The organism is Niallia sp. 03133, from assembly GCF_052663225.1.
Genome location: NZ_JBQTCY010000009.1, coordinates 90,975 through 107,809, shown reverse-complemented (window position 1 = coordinate 107,809; position 16,835 = coordinate 90,975). Strand labels below are relative to the sequence as shown.

15 protein-coding genes are annotated in these 16,835 nt (G+C 37.2%); 14 read left to right on the top strand and 1 reads right to left on the bottom strand.

Annotation, left to right across the window (positions count from 1 at the left end):
- The first annotated feature begins 758 nt into the window (after positions 1-758).
- From ACTYBU_RS14060 to murB, 13 genes are all read left to right on the top strand, one after another.
- On the top strand, positions 759-2,354 hold the full coding sequence (locus ACTYBU_RS14060) for a histidine kinase N-terminal 7TM domain-containing diguanylate cyclase (RefSeq protein WP_445490697.1): 1,596 nt from the start codon (positions 759-761) through the stop codon (positions 2,352-2,354).
- Positions 2,355-2,547: 193 nt separating this feature from the next.
- Positions 2,548-2,856: a DUF3870 domain-containing protein gene (locus tag ACTYBU_RS14055; protein ID WP_445490695.1), complete on the top strand. Its 309-nt coding sequence runs from the start codon at positions 2,548-2,550 to the stop codon at positions 2,854-2,856.
- Between the two features lie 398 nt (positions 2,857-3,254).
- On the top strand, positions 3,255-4,067 hold the full coding sequence (locus ACTYBU_RS14050; protein ID WP_445490872.1) for a M55 family metallopeptidase: 813 nt from the start codon (positions 3,255-3,257) through the stop codon (positions 4,065-4,067).
- 12 nt (positions 4,068-4,079) lie between these two features.
- The gene (locus ACTYBU_RS14045) at positions 4,080-5,012 is read left to right on the top strand and encodes an ABC transporter permease (protein WP_445490693.1); all 933 of its coding nucleotides are present in this window, start codon (positions 4,080-4,082) and stop codon (positions 5,010-5,012) included.
- Between the two features lie 2 nt (positions 5,013-5,014).
- Entirely contained in the window at positions 5,015-5,974 is a 960-nt protein-coding gene (locus ACTYBU_RS14040) for an ABC transporter permease (protein WP_445490691.1), read from the top strand.
- A 3-nt stretch (positions 5,975-5,977) separates the two neighbouring features.
- The gene (locus ACTYBU_RS14035; RefSeq protein ID WP_445490689.1) at positions 5,978-6,967 is read left to right on the top strand and encodes an ABC transporter ATP-binding protein; all 990 of its coding nucleotides are present in this window, start codon (positions 5,978-5,980) and stop codon (positions 6,965-6,967) included.
- Positions 6,968-7,079: 112 nt separating this feature from the next.
- The gene (locus ACTYBU_RS14030; protein ID WP_445490687.1) at positions 7,080-8,690 is read left to right on the top strand and encodes a peptide ABC transporter substrate-binding protein; all 1,611 of its coding nucleotides are present in this window, start codon (positions 7,080-7,082) and stop codon (positions 8,688-8,690) included.
- A gap of 113 nt (positions 8,691-8,803) precedes the next feature.
- Entirely contained in the window at positions 8,804-9,733 is a 930-nt protein-coding gene (locus ACTYBU_RS14025) for a S66 peptidase family protein (protein WP_445490686.1), read from the top strand.
- Between the two features lie 168 nt (positions 9,734-9,901).
- The gene (locus tag ACTYBU_RS14020) at positions 9,902-11,002 is read left to right on the top strand and encodes a dipeptide epimerase (RefSeq protein ID WP_445490685.1); all 1,101 of its coding nucleotides are present in this window, start codon (positions 9,902-9,904) and stop codon (positions 11,000-11,002) included.
- Positions 10,999-11,916, top strand: a complete 918-nt coding sequence (locus ACTYBU_RS14015) for a C40 family peptidase (RefSeq protein WP_445490683.1) — start codon at positions 10,999-11,001, stop codon at positions 11,914-11,916. The genes ACTYBU_RS14020 and ACTYBU_RS14015 overlap by 4 nt, the downstream gene beginning before the upstream one ends.
- Before the next feature lie 16 nt (positions 11,917-11,932).
- On the top strand, positions 11,933-12,919 hold the full coding sequence (locus tag ACTYBU_RS14010) for an ABC transporter ATP-binding protein (protein WP_445490682.1): 987 nt from the start codon (positions 11,933-11,935) through the stop codon (positions 12,917-12,919).
- Complete coding sequence (locus tag ACTYBU_RS14005; protein ID WP_445490680.1) at positions 12,894-13,703, top strand: serine hydrolase; 810 nt, start codon at positions 12,894-12,896, stop codon at positions 13,701-13,703. Before ACTYBU_RS14010 ends, ACTYBU_RS14005 begins: the two co-directional genes overlap by 26 nt.
- A gap of 369 nt (positions 13,704-14,072) precedes the next feature.
- Complete coding sequence (gene murB / locus ACTYBU_RS14000) at positions 14,073-14,984, top strand: UDP-N-acetylmuramate dehydrogenase (RefSeq protein ID WP_445490679.1); 912 nt, start codon at positions 14,073-14,075, stop codon at positions 14,982-14,984.
- Positions 14,985-15,107: 123 nt separating this feature from the next.
- On the opposite strand, the gene ACTYBU_RS13995 is transcribed toward murB, so the two are convergent.
- Positions 15,108-15,734, bottom strand: a complete 627-nt coding sequence (locus ACTYBU_RS13995) for a VanZ family protein (RefSeq protein ID WP_445490677.1) — start codon at positions 15,732-15,734, stop codon at positions 15,108-15,110.
- A gap of 449 nt (positions 15,735-16,183) precedes the next feature.
- Between ACTYBU_RS13995 and ACTYBU_RS13990 the strand changes: the two genes are divergently transcribed.
- Positions 16,184-16,765 (top strand): molybdenum cofactor guanylyltransferase, encoded by a 582-nt coding sequence (locus ACTYBU_RS13990; protein ID WP_445490676.1) that lies wholly within the window; start codon positions 16,184-16,186, stop codon positions 16,763-16,765.
- Positions 16,766-16,835: the final 70 nt, after the last annotated feature.

The window sequence follows — 16,835 nt, the reverse complement described above, 5'->3', positions numbered from 1 at the left end:
CGACGTACAGGATGTACTAGTGCCGATGTTGCAACAGGCTCGCAGGATGCGGGTCAATCGACGTTGCAACAGGACGTTGCGTATTTAGTCGATTTTCCTCTTTTGCGTACTTAATCGGCCAGCGCCTATTGCCTATCGAACTTCAGGTCTTCTCCCTACGATAAGTCAACATCTACGCTTGCGCTCATCGTGTTTCCTTTATCACGTTATAACGGGCAGTAAGGTATCGCCTAAGAATTGTGAAGTAGGTGAAAAAACTGCCCGTAAAAACCTGATCGACTCAACTAACCATCAGGTGGAAATCGCCCTGATAGAAGGTTCGTCTTATCTCAGTCGAAGCCCTGCCAGTTCGTACGGCAATGAGCAAGGCGCTTGCGCTTTTCTTATTGTCTAGGAAATTATAAACGAGATAGAGTTGTGGATAACTTAGCAGTTTGGTCCGCGTCCAGCTCCAGCGCCTATCGCCTATCAAACTTCAGGTCATCTCCCTACGATAAGTCAACATCGATTCGCTATCTCTCATCGTGTTTCCTTTATCACGTTATAACGGGCAGTAAGGTATCGCCTAAGAATTGTGAAGTAGGTGAAAAAACTGCCCGTAAAAACCTGATCGACTCAACTAACCATCAGGGGGAAATCGCCCTGATAGAAGGTTCGTCTTATCTCAGTCGAAGCCTTTCCAGTTTGTACGGCGATGATCAAGGCGCTTGCGCTTTTGTTCTTGGCAGTGTACTTTTATGGTGAATTGAGGCTTAATAATGGATCAAGTGATTATGACTTATATTGTTGTTATGTCCGTAACAGGTGTTTTTCAAGTGATTTTAGGGATTATTGCCTATCAAAATAGAAAAGTTTTTGTAGGTACAAAAACTTTTGTCTGGCTTTCTGCTTTTTCTGCCATCTATTCCTTTGGCCATGCTTTAGAATTAACGAGTACAACCATGAGTGGAGTGATGTTTTGGGTTGTGTTTCAGTATATTGGTATGCCCTTTTCAGCACCGGCAACCTTAATTCTTGTGCTGCAGTATATTGGATTGGAGACACTTGTTAATAGGAAGACATATGTGTTATTTTATCTTATTCCATCTATTTCTTTTATATTGATAGCCACAAATGATTACCATCATCTTTTTTATAAAGCAACGGATCTCACTTATGAGAAAGGAACCGCGCTCCTAAATATAACAGTTGGACAGTGGTATATTGTCCACGGAAGTTATACGTTTGGAACACTTTTCATAGGAGCACTGCTTCTAATCTGGTATTGGATAAAAACAAAATCAAAGCATTGGAAGCAAATATTGACATTAATAGTAGGGATTATATTGCCTGTAACTGCTTCCTTTTCTTATTTAATTGAATTAACGCCAAAAGGAATCGACCCTGTTCCGGTGGTTATGTTTTTAACTTCCAGCATGTATTTATGGGCCATTATTTCGACACATTGGCTCGTCGTTAACCCGATAGCAAAAGATTATATCTTTGAAAGTATGCGGGATGGCGTTATTGTACTGGATATGTCGAGACAAGTAGTGGAATATAACTCATTAGCAATTGAACTATTTCCTTCTCTAGCCATAGGTCAAGAGATACAGGAAATAGAAGCGATGGATGCAAAAATACTGGATTCGCTAAAACAGTTGAAGCATACTCCTATCGTAGCGGAAATTAAATGTAGGAAAAGTAGCGAGCTGAACTATTTTCAAGTAAAAGTTTCCCCAGTCAGCAAGCGTACTGGTGAGATTGTTGGAAGCATCATCGTTTTAATAGATATTACAGAGCATAAGCAATTGCAAAAACAATTACAGCAGCTTGCTTATACAGATGGATTGACCAATATATATAATCGCACCTATTTTTATGAAAAAGCCCAAGAATTGGTTGTACATGCATTAGAGTATCAGCAGTCCGTTTCTTTTGTATTATTTGATATTGATTTTTTTAAACATATTAATGATCAATACGGGCATGCATGTAGAGACAAAGCAATACAGCATGTTGTATCAATAGGAAAAGAGCTTCTTGGGAATAAAGGTATTTTCGGTCGTTATGGCGGTGAAGAATTTGTGATGTGCTTACCTGAGTGTACTTTGCAAACAGCAGGTATATTTGCCAATAACTTAAGAAAAGAAATTGAAAGCAGAGTATTGGACTCTGATGGGATAAAACTTAAGATTACAGCAAGTTTCGGCATTTCTTCCATCACTTCTTCTAATATATTGGAAACGTTGGATGAACTGATTGAAAAAGCGGATCGGGCTCTGTATGCTTCAAAAAATAATGGACGAAACCAAGTACATATGGCAGAAGAAAATGAAATGAAAAAATTCACAACTATCCAATATATTCTCTAGCATTTTAGCAGGTTATATGGGATGTTAGGTTATCTGACAAATATAGTTGAAATATTTTGAAAATAGACAAAAAATGATTGCGAAAAGCACAAGCCTGTATTACAATTTCCATAAGGCATATGCATTATATTGAATATTTATGTTAACCCCATAAATACCTCATATAATATCCATGTGCAGCAGGAGGACGTTTATGTATAATCCTAATACTGTATATATTATTGGCGAGAGTAAAACATCTTCCAATAATGCTATTATGCAGCAATATAATGGCTTTTTTATTGCCCTTATTATTGATAAACAGACACATAAGATAATAGATGCAGAGTGTTCCTCTACCATTGATTTAACGTCAGCTTTTATTAAATCAATCTTAATTGGGAACTCGATCTTTGATACCGACTTCATTTTAAAAGAAATTGAATCACGCTATTTTGGGTCGTCTCAAAAAGCAGTAATGGTTGCTTTTAAAAATGCCTATTTAAAATATAAACAATTATAAAATAAAAAACTGCTTTTTCTGTTAAGCGCAGAGGAAATCCAGTTGATAGAGAACATACTTCTCTATCAACTGGATTTTTTTATTTATCCCACTCTTAACGGGCAGCAAGACCCCCACCTCGGGGACGTTGAGGAATGGAGGAAGCTAGGTGTTGAAACTCACCCGAGGGAGGTACACAAACGAAGGTCTCCACTTCCTGTGGCAACGTTTGTTTGATCCCCATCCTGTGGACCTCAAGCTTTCCATTAGGGGGGATGAAGAAAATCCCCCACTGATGGAAAGGTTCACTTTATCTAGAAATGTATCGTTACTTTGCTAAAAAACAGAATTTTCAATCTAGGTGTATAATACTAGTAATTACTAAAATATAGGAGGTTAATAAATTGAAAAAATTGTATATGTCTGTTGATATGGAAGGGATTACAGGTTTAATAGACCACACTCAAGTAGATTCAGGAAAACTAAATTATGATCGCAGTCGAATAATTATGACAGATGAAGCAAATTGCGTGGTAACTAGTGCTTTTGAAAATGGACTGGAAGAAGTAGTAGTAAACGATAGTCATAGTAAAATGAACAATTTACTGATTGAAAGATTGCATCCGAAAACAAAATTAATCACAGGTGATGTAAAGCCGTATTCCATGGTTCAAGGCTTAAATGAATCTTTTGATGGTGCCATTTTTGTTGGCTATCATGCACGTGCATCTACTCCTGGTGTTATGACACATAGCATGATTTACGGTGTTCGACATATGTACATAAATGATGTCATTGTTGGAGAATTGGGATTTAATGCATATGTTGCTGGATATTTCGGGGTCCCCGTTCTAATGGTGGCAGGCGATGACCAAGCAGCTAAAGAAGCAGAGGAGCTTATTCCTAATATTACAACAGCGGTAGTAAAAGAAAGCATATCCCGATCAGCTGCCCTTTCCTTAACGCCAAAAATGGCGGGCGAGCTGTTAAAGGAGAAAACGAAGCTTGCATTAGAAAGAAAAGCTTTTGTTCAGCCGCTGACTCCACCTGCAACCCCGCTTTTGCGAATTGAGTTTGCCAATTACGGTCAGGCCGAATGGGCTAACTTAATGCCTGGAACAGAAATAGAGCCAGGAACTACTATTGTTCGATTTCAAGCAAAAGATATCCTGGAAGCATATCAGGCGATGCTCGTCATGACTGAATTAGCAATGCACACAACATTTTGTTAGGAGTGGTACATCATGAGGTCCTACTATTTAAAAAGATTTTTTTCGATGATTGTTACATTATGGATTATTATAACGGCAACTTTTTTCCTGATGCATCTTACTCCTGGATCTCCCTTTAATGAAGAGCGAAGTACAAATAGCACCATTCAAAAAAACTTAGAGACCTATTACCACTTGGATCAGCCGTTAATTGTTCAATATGGCATTTATTTAAAGAAAATTGCAACATTTGACTTTGGCATATCGATAAAAAAATCGTCCCAAACCGTTAATGAAATGATTGGAAGAGGTTTTCCCGTTTCATTAGAGCTTGGAGTAATCGCTCTTATTGTCGCCGTGATTTCTGGGATAACGCTAGGAGTCATTGCAGCATTAAAGCATAACGGATTCATTGATTATCTAGCGATGACCTTTGCGGTAATTGGTATTTCTATTCCGAATTTTGTGTTGGCAACCATGTTAATACAGCAATTTGCTGTGAATTGGCAAATACTCCCCACTGCGACATGGACAAGCTGGAAGCATATGGTGATGCCTACTGTCGCATTGGCAACAGGACCAACAGCCATCATCGCAAGGTTAACAAGGACAAGCATGCTGGAAGTGTTAACACAAGATTACATAAAAACAGCAAAAGCCAAGGGGTTGACGCCAGTAAAAATTATTTTTAAGCATGCACTTCGAAATGCACTTCTTCCAGTCATCACCTTGCTCGGGGCACTTGCTGCCAGCATATTGACAGGCACATTTGTCATAGAAAAAATATTTGCCATACCTGGAATGGGAAAATATTTTGTAGACAGCATTAATAACCGGGACTATCCGGTGATAATGGGCACGACTATTTTTTATAGTGCGATTTTAATCGTGATGCTGTTTCTAGTCGATGTTGCATATGGGCTATTGGATCCAAGAATAAAGCTGCATAAGAAGGAGGGGGAATAAAGATGGGCTTGCGTAAGGAACGCTTCGTTGAAAACTCACAGCATGACAGTGCTTTAGATGAATGGTTTGTGCCATTGCAAAAAAAAGAAGGGGAGGCAGAAGCGGTTGTTCGACCTAGTCTTTCTTATTGGCATGATGCGTGGAGAAGATTAGTAAAGAATAAATTAGCAATGAGCGGGCTGGTTTTTTTAATAGGTTTAATTATCATGGCTATAATTGGTCCAATTATTTCTCTTCACACTATTAGTGAACAAAAGCTGATGAATCAAAATCTTCCTCCTTCTTCAAAGTACTGGTTTGGCACGGATAATTTAGGTCGAGATGTTTTTTCTAGAACATGGTATGGAGCGCGTATTTCCCTTTTTGTAGGGACGGTTGCTGCGTTGATTGATTTTGTTATCGGTGTTTTATATGGAGGACTTTCGGGATATAAAGGTGGAAAAATCGATCATTATATGATGAGAGTTGTCGAAGTTTTATATGGATTGCCCTATTTATTAATTGTCATTTTAATTATGGTGGTAATAGGACCTGGACTTTCTACTATTATTATTGCCCTATCTATAACAGGCTGGGTTGGCATGGCAAGAATTGTGAGAGGGCAAGTACTGCAAATAAAAAACTATGAATTTATATTAGCTTCTAAAACGTTTGGAACAAAAACATCCAGAATATTAAAAAAGCATCTTTTGCCGAATACGATGGGCCCGATTATTGTGCAAATGACCTTAACGATTCCAACTGCCATATTTGCGGAAGCTTTTTTAAGTTTTTTAGGATTAGGAATTCAGGCTCCCTTAACAAGTTGGGGTGTAATGGCAGAAGAAGGATTGTCTGCTGTATTGTCTGGTCATTGGTGGAGATTATTTTTTCCAACTCTCTTTATCTCTTTGACTATGTTTGCATTTAACGTTTTAGGGGACGGTTTACAAGATGCCCTTGATCCAAAGTTAAGGAGGTAGCATATGACGAACATATTAGAAGTGAATAATCTTCATGTATCTTTTTCAACATATGGGGGAGAAGTGAAAGCGGTAAGAGGTGTAACTTTTGTTCTGAAAAAAGGCGAAACACTGGCAATTGTAGGAGAATCAGGCTGTGGGAAAAGCGTTACCTCACAGAGCATTATGCGCTTAATTCCAAATCCTCCTGGGCAGATAAAAGACGGTTCTATTTTGTTTAAAAACAAAGATTTGACGAAGCTAAAAGAGAAAGAGATGCAAAAAATCCGAGGGGTGGATATCTCGATGATCTTTCAAGATCCCATGACGGCACTTAATCCTAGCATAACAATTGGAGAGCAAATTATGGAAGGAATTAGACAGCATAAAGGGATATCGAAAAACGAATCAAAAGAGAAGGCTCTTAAGATGCTCCAATTAGTAGGCATTCCAAATGCGGAGATGAGGTTAAAGCAATATCCTCATCAGTTTAGCGGCGGGATGAGACAAAGAATTGTTATCGCCATGGCGTTGATTTGCGAGCCGGAAGTTCTGATTGCAGATGAACCGACTACCGCTCTTGATGTTACCATACAAGCTCAAATAATAGATTTATTTAGAGAAATTCAACAGAAAACGCAAGTCTCTATTATTCTCATTACACATGATTTAGGTGTTGTCGCTCAAGTAGCGGATAGGGTGGCTGTTATGTATGCTGGAAAAATGGTTGAAATCGGAGATCGAAGGGATATTTTTTATCATCCGCAGCACCCTTACACAAAAGGTTTGTTGCGTTCTGTGCCTCGTTTGGATAAGGAAGGAGAGTTGCTGCCAATTGACGGCACACCGCCGGATTTATTTTCTCCTCCTGCAGGCTGTCCGTTTGCTCCTCGATGTGATTTTGCAATGGAGGTTTGCCAAAGGATATATCCGATGAAGACTTTTATAAAGAGTGAACATGAAGTAGACTGCTGGCTTCAGGATGAGCGTGCTCAAAAATTGATGGCTAGATAAGGACTGTCGAATATAGCATGGGGATTTTGTCATCTATTTGCTTCTTTCTAAATTAATTTAGAGAAAGCAATTAATAGATATAGTAAACTATTTCAATTTTAGGGGGAAAACAATGAAAAAAGTATGGAGCAGTATACTAGCAATTATGCTGATTTTTACACTTGCAGCATGTACAGCAAACAGTGATGCAGGCACCGAAAAGAAAAAGAAAGAAAGTGAAAAAGTGCTTTATTTAAACAATCAGGTAGAGCCAACATCTTTTGATCCGCCAATTGGATTTGACAGTGTATCATGGAGCGCATTAAACAATTTAATGGAAGGATTAGTAAGGCTGGATAAAAACAATGAGCCAGTTGCTGCCACTGCTGAAAAGTGGGATGTATCACAGGATGGAAAAGTGTATACATTTCATATTCGTGATAATGCGAAATGGTCGAATGGAGATGATGTAACAGCAGGCGATTTTGTGTTTGCATGGAAAAGGCTTTTAAATCCGGAAACGGCTTCACCTGCTTCTTTCCTTGGATATTTCATTGAAGGAGCAGAAGATTATGCCAATGGAAAAGGTTCTGCTGATGACGTGAAAGTGAAAGCAGTGGATGATAAAACATTGGAAGTAACGCTAACAAGCCCGCAGGCATTCTTTTTAAATGTTATTTCTAATCCGGCATTTTTTCCAATAAATGAAAAAGTTGCGAAAGAGAATCCAAAATGGTTTGCAGAAGCAGACAGCTTTGTAGGCAATGGACCATTTAATTTAACTGCATGGGAGCATGACAATTATTTTGAAATGACAAAAAATAAAAAGTATTGGGATGCAGATACAGTGAAATTGGATAAAGTTCACTGGGCAATGATCAATGATACCAATACAGAATATCAAATGTTCCAAAATGGAGAGTTAGATACTTCTGATGTTCCGGCAGATTTAAGTGAACAGCTGTTTAAGGATGGAAAAGTGAAAGTAGAAGATCAAGCTGGAACTTATTTTTATCGTTTTAATGTAACGAAAGAGCCTTTTCAAAATAAAAATATTCGTAAAGCATTTGCAATGGCTGTAGATCAACAGCAGATCGTTGATTTTGTGACAAAAAGCAAAGAGAAGCCAGCATATGGTTTTGTTTCTTATGGATTTAAAGATGCAAACGGCAAAGATTTCCGTGAAACAAGCGGCGACTTATTGAAAACAAATGTAGAAGAAGCGAAGAAATTATTGGCACAAGGGATGAAAGAAGAGGGATACAGTAAACTTCCTGAAGTGACATTAACCTATAGTACAAGTGATACACATAAAGCAATTGCAGAAGCGCTTCAACAGATGTTTAAAGATAATTTAGGAGTAGATGTAAAGCTTGCCAATATGGAAGCCAATGTATTTGTTCAAGACCAAACAGCATTAAAGCTGCAGTTATCAAGAAGTTCTTTCTTAGCTGATTACGGGGATCCGATTAATTACCTTGAAAATTTCCAAACAGGTTTAGCGATGAATAGAACTGGCTGGTCTAACAAAAAGTATGATCAATTAATAAAAGAAGCGAAAAATGAATCAAATGAAGCAAAACGTTTTGACCTTATGTATGAGGCTGAAAAACTGCTGCTGGATGAGGCACCGATCTTCCCTATCTATTTTTATAACTATGTATACTTGCAAAATGAAGATGTATCGGGAATTGTCCGCCACCCTGTTGGATATTTAGAATTAAAATGGGCTGACAAGAAGTAATTGGCAAATGGGGGCTGACTTTCATCATGTTGTGAAAAGACAGCCTCCTAAATAATATCATGGTAGTTTTTAGCAAAAAGAATGGACTGTAAATATTGCAATAGCCGTAAGTAATGGAGGTGAAAGAATTGAAGCCAATCAGATTACAAAAAGGGGATACAGTAGCCGTTATTGCTCCAGCAAGCCCTCCTAATAAAACAAACGTTGAAAAGGGAATTGCCTTTTTAGAAAATATAGGCTTAAAAGTGAATTTTGGGAATAATCTTTTTCGTCATTATGGCTATTTAGCAGGCAGTGATCAACAAAGGCTGGATGACTTTCATTGGGCATTTGCAGATAAGGACATAAAAGGAATTATTTGTGCGTGTGGAGGATATGGAACAGCTCGCATTGCTGAGGGAATAGACTATTCTATTATAGAAGCAAATCCAAAAGTCTTTTGGGGCTATAGTGATATTACGTACTTGCATCATGCCATTTTTAAACAAACAGGTTTAACTACCTTCCATGGACCGATGTTGTCTTCCGATATAGGAATGCCAGAATGTCATCCTTTAACGAAACACATGTTTCAACAATTATTTGAACCAACGAATATCATCTATACAGAAGAATATTCTCCACTGAAAGCACTTGTGGTAGGAAGAGCGGCTGGCTTGATTGTCGGTGGAAATTTATCGCTGATTACCAGTACATTAGGAACCTCCTTTGAAATAGATACAAAATCAAAAATTCTATTAATAGAAGATGTACATGAAGAGCCAAGAGCAGTTGATCGAATGTTAAATCAGCTTCAGCTCGCAGGAAAGCTGCATGATGCTGAAGGTTTTATTGTTGGCGATTTTCATGATTGCGAGCCGAAAAGAGAGCATTCTTTATCGCTTGAGGATGTAATAGATACGTATATAACAAGAACAGGAAAACCAGCACTAAAAGGATTTAAAATCGGCCATTGCTCACCAAGCATTGCTGTTCCATTAGGTGCGTATGCTGAATTAGATACTAGTGCAAAAAAATTAACAATAGAAGCGGGCGTTCAATAAGGGGAATCTTCCATCCCTGTTCTTTTTTACTCTAATTGGATCATTATGGTAAGGTTGTCTCAAGTTTATATTTAAATGGAGACTGACTGCCAATTGAACTATTAAAAAAAGATCAAATCGGATTTGTACTAAGAACAGGTTAATAATTGAAACTAAGGATGATACATATTGATCATAACAAAAGTAGAGACATTCCGTGTTGCAGTTCCGTTAATCAAACCATTTAAGACGGCACTAAGAACCGTTACAGTAGCAGATTCTATTTTAGTGAAAATCAGCTGTGATAATGGGGTGATAGGCTGGGGTGAGGCTCCGCCGACAATTGTTATTACAGGAGAGAGCTTAAATAGTATTGAATCTGCTATTCAGCAAGTGTTTAAACCATATTTATTAACAAAAAACATATTGAGTTTAGAGTCATTGCTGCAAGGAATTCAAACAATCCTTATTGGCAATTCGAGTGCAAAAGCGGCAATTGATATGGCTTTGTATGATTGTTTTGCTCAATATTGCAATATGCCCTTATATCAGCTATTAGGAGGGCATAAGGACAAAATTGAAACGGATTTTACTGTTAGTGTGAATGGACCAGAAGAAATGGGAGAAGATGCTGTTTCCTATGTGAAACAAGGATTTAATGTGCTGAAAGTAAAAGTGGGGAAAGATGAAATCAATACGGATGTTGATCGTATTAGAGAAATAAGAAGAAGGATAGGCAGCGAGATAAAAATAAGACTGGATGCCAATCAAGGATGGAAGCCGAAAGAAGCGATAACTGCCATTCGGAAGATGGAAGATTTAGGGTTGAATATTGAATTGGTAGAGCAGCCGGTAAAAGCATATGATATTGATGGCTTAAAAAAAGTAACAGATGCTGTCGATACGTTTATTATGGCAGATGAAGCAGTATTCACCCCTAAACAGGCTTTTGAGGTGCTGAAGACAAGAAGCGCCGATATGATTAATATAAAATTAATGAAGTCAGGCGGTATTTATCAAGCTCAAATTATTAATCATCTTGCTGAGGTTTCAGGAATGGAATGTATGGTAGGGAGTATGATTGAGACAAAGCTGGGCATAACGGCAGCTGCACATTTTGCAGCAAGCAAAAAAAATATCACTCGTTATGATTTTGATGCTCCATTAATGCTTGCCCATGATATTGTTGATGGCGGTATAAAGTATGACGGAAAAGTGATTACTTTATCTCAAGGAAGCGGATTAGGAATCAATCGGATTTTATTAGAAGAAAGGAAGCGCATTGTATGAGTAAGGACACTGTTTATATTGTCGATGTGCCTGTTGCTACGCTGTGGACTTCTGATGATTCTGCTAGAGTAATAGATAATCCTGCATTGCAAAATCCATGTGTTCTTTCTGAGTGGATAGAGAGGTTGGATTACGATAGAAGATTGGAATTATGCACAAAAAATTTAGTACAGTCGCAAGTGCTGTTTGGCCAGGAAGTGTTGGTGCAGGAAATAAAAGCTGGATGGGCGAAAGTTCTTGTTCCAAAACAAACGACATCCAAGAATAAAACAGGGTATCCTGGCTGGATTCCACTAACTCAGCTAAAGCAAAATAGCAGCTATACATTCGCGGGCAAAAAGATAGCAGTTGTATCTATTCCGATCGCCAAATTGTTCGATAACGAGCTCCATGCTGTAATGGAAGTCTCCTATCAAACAACATTGCCTGTTTGCCGTCAAAAAGAAGAGTGGACGATTGTTCAGACTTCATCTGGTGAAAGGTGGATAAAAACATCAGATATTTGTATTTTTGATTCTAGCAGCAAGCGATTAAAGGGAAATGGAGCTAGAATTGTAGAGGAAGGAGAAAAGTTTCTTCATCTAGAATATCTATGGGGCGGCATGAGTGCCTATGGATATGACTGTTCTGGATTTAGTTATACGATGTGCAAAGCAAACGGATATAGTATTCCTAGGGATGCTCATGAGCAAGCTGATACTGGAAAAGAAATCCCATTAGATCAAATGGAACCTGGAGATTTATTGTTTTTTGCTCATGAGGAAGGAAAAGGAAAGATTCATCATGTCGGTATTTATTACGGCTCTAATAAACTTTTGCATTCACCAAAGACGGGAGAAACAATAAAAATTGAACCGATGTTGGGAACGCTATATGAAAAAGAGCTTTGCGCTGTAAGAAGATATTGGGAGTAAGGGAGATGCACTGAAGATGAGCCAACAAGTTTTATTAAAGGTAGAAAAATTGTCGAAAAATTTCACACTAGATCATAACGTTCAGCTGCAGGCAGTTAATGAAGTTTCCTTTCATATTAATAAGGGAGAAACCTTTGGCATTGTTGGAGAGTCGGGATGCGGTAAATCTACTCTTGGAAGAACCATTATCGGCTTGTATAAAAGTTCAAAAGGAACCATTCATTATGACAACAAGAAGATGGAAACATTAAGGGAAAAAGAAAAGTTTTCCTTTTATCAAAAAATGCAAATGATTTTTCAAGATCCCTATGCGTCCTTAAACCCGCGATCCACTGTAAGAGAAATTATTGCAGAGCCAATGGAAGTTCATCAACTCTATAAAAATAAAAAAGAACAAAATGAAAGGATTTATGAATTATTGGAAAGTGTCGGCTTAAATAAGGAACATGCTAATCGTTACCCGCATGAATTTAGCGGCGGACAAAGGCAGCGTATTGGCATTGCAAGAGCATTGGCGCTAAATCCTGAATTTATCATCGCAGATGAACCAATTTCTGCACTGGATGTTTCCGTACAAGCACAAGTTGTGAATCTATTAAAAAAATTACAAAAAGAGAAAGGGTTGACCTATCTTTTTATCGCGCATGATTTATCGATGGTAAAACAAATCAGCGACCGTATTGGTGTTATGTATTTAGGAAACTTAGTGGAACTAACGACAAGTCGAGAATTATATGCGAAGCCACTACATCCTTATACGGAAGCTCTGCTTTCCGCTATCCCGATACCAGATCCAGATTTAGAGGATCAGAGACAAAGGATCATTTTAAAGGGGGAATTGCCTAGTCCAATAAATCCTCCAAGTGGATGTGTTTTTCGAACACGCTGTCCAAAAGCGATGGACATTTGTGCAAAAGAAAAACCAGCATGGCAGGAAGTAGGAGAGGATCATTTTGTAGCATGCCACTTATATAAAGATGATACGAAAGAAAACGGATATTAAGATGGAGTTTTCGGCGCTTGAAAAAAAGATAAATGAACTTGTTTTACTCTATGGAAAATATGGACACATTGGCATAAGCATGGAGTGGCAGGAAAAAAAGATAGAATATAATAACAGTGATTTGTTTCCAAGTGCCAGCCTTATTAAGCTTCCTATATTAATAGAATTATATGAGCAAGCAAAAGAGGGGGAAATTAATTTACAGCATTTAATAAAAATCGCCGATATAGAACCAGTAGGCGGAGCTGGAATTGTTCAAGCGTTATCTTCTTCTAGTACCTTAACCATTAAAGATTTAGCAGCACTAATGATAATAACTTCTGATAATATGGCTGCCAATTTTCTCATAGATCGAGCAGGAGCAAATAGAATTAATGATCGATGTAAAAAGCTCGGAATGCATGCAACCAAATTAAATAGAAAAATGATGGATGAACAAGCAAGAAGACGAGGAATAGAAAACAGTACAACACCTTTAGATATGTTGAAATGTTTAAAAGAGATCAAGAAAAGCGAAATTTTATTTTCTGTATTATTGCAGCAGCAGCTTCAAAGCAAGCTTCCTTTTTATTTTAGGGAGGAAAGTGCCATTCAAATTGCCAATAAAACTGGCGAGTTGGATGGAGTTGACCATGACTGTGCCATTCTGCAATTTGGAAATCAAACGTTTTATGTTTCTGTACTTACAGAACAATTTTTAGATGATAATAAAGCGAAAGAATTTATTCGTTTAATTGGAAAATGCATCGCTGCCTTTTTGAAGGAAACGAGAGAAGGAGAATAGGCAATGTCTTAAAAATCAAATCATTTTCAGGATGTCGACAAACGCACGATTTCATATGAGGGAGTGGCTGCTATCAGCTAAGGTACAAAAAGCGATGGATAGAGTTACGGGTGTCATATATTGGATTTGGATGGATTTAAATTAGCATTGGCAAAGCAGAATTTTAAATAAGAGGCAGGAGCGATGAAGCTCTTGTCTTTTTCAGTTTTTTCAATGGTAATAAAACAATGTACGCATGAATAAAGTTAGAAATCATATATTTGTTACAGATATAAAAAGTTCACACAAATTTGATTACATTTGTCGTTCGCCATTATAATAATGGTATACAATAGAAGGAAATATGTAGAGAAGGTAAAGGTTGAGATGATGGAAAAAAACAAAGTGATAAATCAATTTATTCAAATTTTATCGGAAGAGAATGTTAAAATAGATGAACCATTAAATAAATATACGTACACAAAAATTGGCGGGAAAGCAGATCTTTTGTTATTCCCAACGACGTATCAGCAAATACAGGATGCTTATCAACTTGCATTAAAACAACAACTTCCCATCACTATATTAGGAAACGGATCGAATGTATTAATAAGAGATGGTGGAATAAGAGGAGTTGTCTTTAATTTAACAAGTTTAACTGATATTACATTAAAAGGGGATAAAATTATTGCTCAATGCGGGGCTGCAATTATTGATACATCTCGATTTGCTTTGGATCATTCTTTAACCGGTTTAGAGTTTGCCTGCGGAATTCCAGGTTCAATTGGTGGTGCATTGTATATGAATGCAGGTGCTTATGGCGGAGAGGTTGCAGATGTTTTGGAAAGTGCAAAAGTATTAACAAAAGCTGGTGAAGTAATATTGCTCGCAAAAGATGATTTAGAATTAGGATACAGAACGAGCAGCATCCAAAGGAACGGATTCATTGTATTAGAAGCTACGTTCCAATTAACGAAAGGCAATAAAAGTGAAATAAAAGCAAAAATGGATGAACTGACTTTTTTAAGAGAATCCAAGCAGCCTTTGGAATATCCTTCATGCGGAAGTGTATTTAAAAGACCGCCAAATTATTTTGCTGGAAAGTTAATACAAGACAGCGGATTACAGGGAGCGAAAATCGGCGGTGCGCAAGTATCAACGAAACATGCTGGGTTTATTGTTAATGTTGACAAGGCAACAGCAAATGACTATCTATCTTTGATCCGTCATGTTCAAAAAACGGTAAAAGAGAAATTCGATGTGCAATTAGAAACAGAAGTGAGAATTATTGGCGAAGAGTAAAAAATATAAAAGTGGTAGCATTAGGGTTTTTGAATAAAATTTCCATTGTTTATCTATATTAAAAAGGCCGACTTCAACAAGTTATTTTATTCTCCATAACTTGCAAAGTCGGCTCTTTTCTTTTCACTTTGTAAAATAGAAGATGCTTATTTTGCTTTTATAGGTTATTTTTTTTGTTAAACTGAAGAAAAGGTAGCCACAAATAGCTCCTAAAATATTTAAAATCAGGTCATCAATATCTGCTGCACGATCCATTGTAAAGTAATATTGTGTTAATTCAATGGATAGAGAACATAAAGCAGCAGCCATGATAGTAACGATCATTTTAAACCGTCTTTTATAAATGGCAGGAAAAAGAAAGCCGAACGGTACAAACATAAGAATATTCCCAATTGTATAGAGCATCCAAAAGAATGGGGGCTTATACTTAAACTGATAAAGAATTTGTACGTATGGGACGATATTGATATGCCCTTTATTACCAGGCGGAGAAAAATGAAATGGATTCAATGTAACATATAAAACAAGCAGAAGGTAAAGAAAAAAGATATTAACTAATACTTCTCTTCCAGTTCTCAAGTTATTTTGATATTGTTTACATCTATACGCTCGATAATAAATCCAAAAGGGAACAGTTAATAATAGAATAAAGGGAAAACTGAGAGAAAATTGAATACCGCTTTTTATCCAAAGAATAAAAAAAGCGAATATAATGATAAATGGCAGTAAAATCTTGTTAAAAATGTTCACTTTTGATCTAAAATCCTTTCTAGTAGTATCTTTATTATATATATATGGAGCTTGTTTTAAAAGTAGAAGAGTAATTATATTGAAAAAGAGTTGTTCACTAATAAAAGTCGGAATTTTCTTAAAGCAATACAGCGGGTATGATAGAATAGTTTCTAAAAGATGTATTTAATATATTGGTAATGATGATTTCCGCGGCCGTTTAGGTTTGCTGTTTAATGCTTAAGTAGTATAAAGTGAACCTTCCATCAGTGGGGGTTTTGTTCATCCCCCACTGATGGTTAGTTGAACTTATCGGATCTTTACGGGCAGTTATCCCCCACCTAGCTTCCTCGATTTCTCAGCATCCCCGAGATGGGGTTTTACTGCCCGTTAAGTGTGGGATAAACAATTGCTTCCTGCCTAATTCATAAAAGTTAGCAGAAGGCGTACAGAAAGGAAGCATATAGATAATGAAATCGAAACAACTAGTTGGAATTATATTAGCGGGTGGGCAATCTATAAGGTATGGTGAGCCGAAAGCATTTGTGAAAAAAGGGAGCAAGTTTTTTTATCAATATTCTATTGATGCTTTACTTCCATTTACTTCAGAAATATATCTTGTCGCACATCCAGATTTAAAAAGTCGATTTCTGTTTAATAAAAAAGTGCTGGTGACAGAAGACCATAAACCATTTCAAGGGTATGGCCCATTAGCAGGTATTTATTCTGTTATGGAGGAAATAGAAGCAGTCTGGTATTTCGTATTGCCGATTGATTGTCCATTTATAACGAAACAAACAATTGAAGAAGTGCTGGATTCTATTGCAGAAGGAGCAGAAGCTGTAGTTCCTGTAGTAAATGGGAAAAAACAGCCGCTGATTGCTGCATATCATCGAAAATCGAAAGAGCGAATATACGAAGCATTAAAAAAGAACACTTTGTCCATGAACGGATTATTAGAACATCTTTCTGTTACGTTTGTGGAATGCTTAAATAAAGAGGATTTTGTTAATATAAATAAACCAAATGATTATGCAAACTATATAAAGTGAACCTTTCCATCAGTGGGGTTTTCTTCATCCCCCACCTAGCTTCCTTGATTTCTCAGCATCCCCGAGGTGG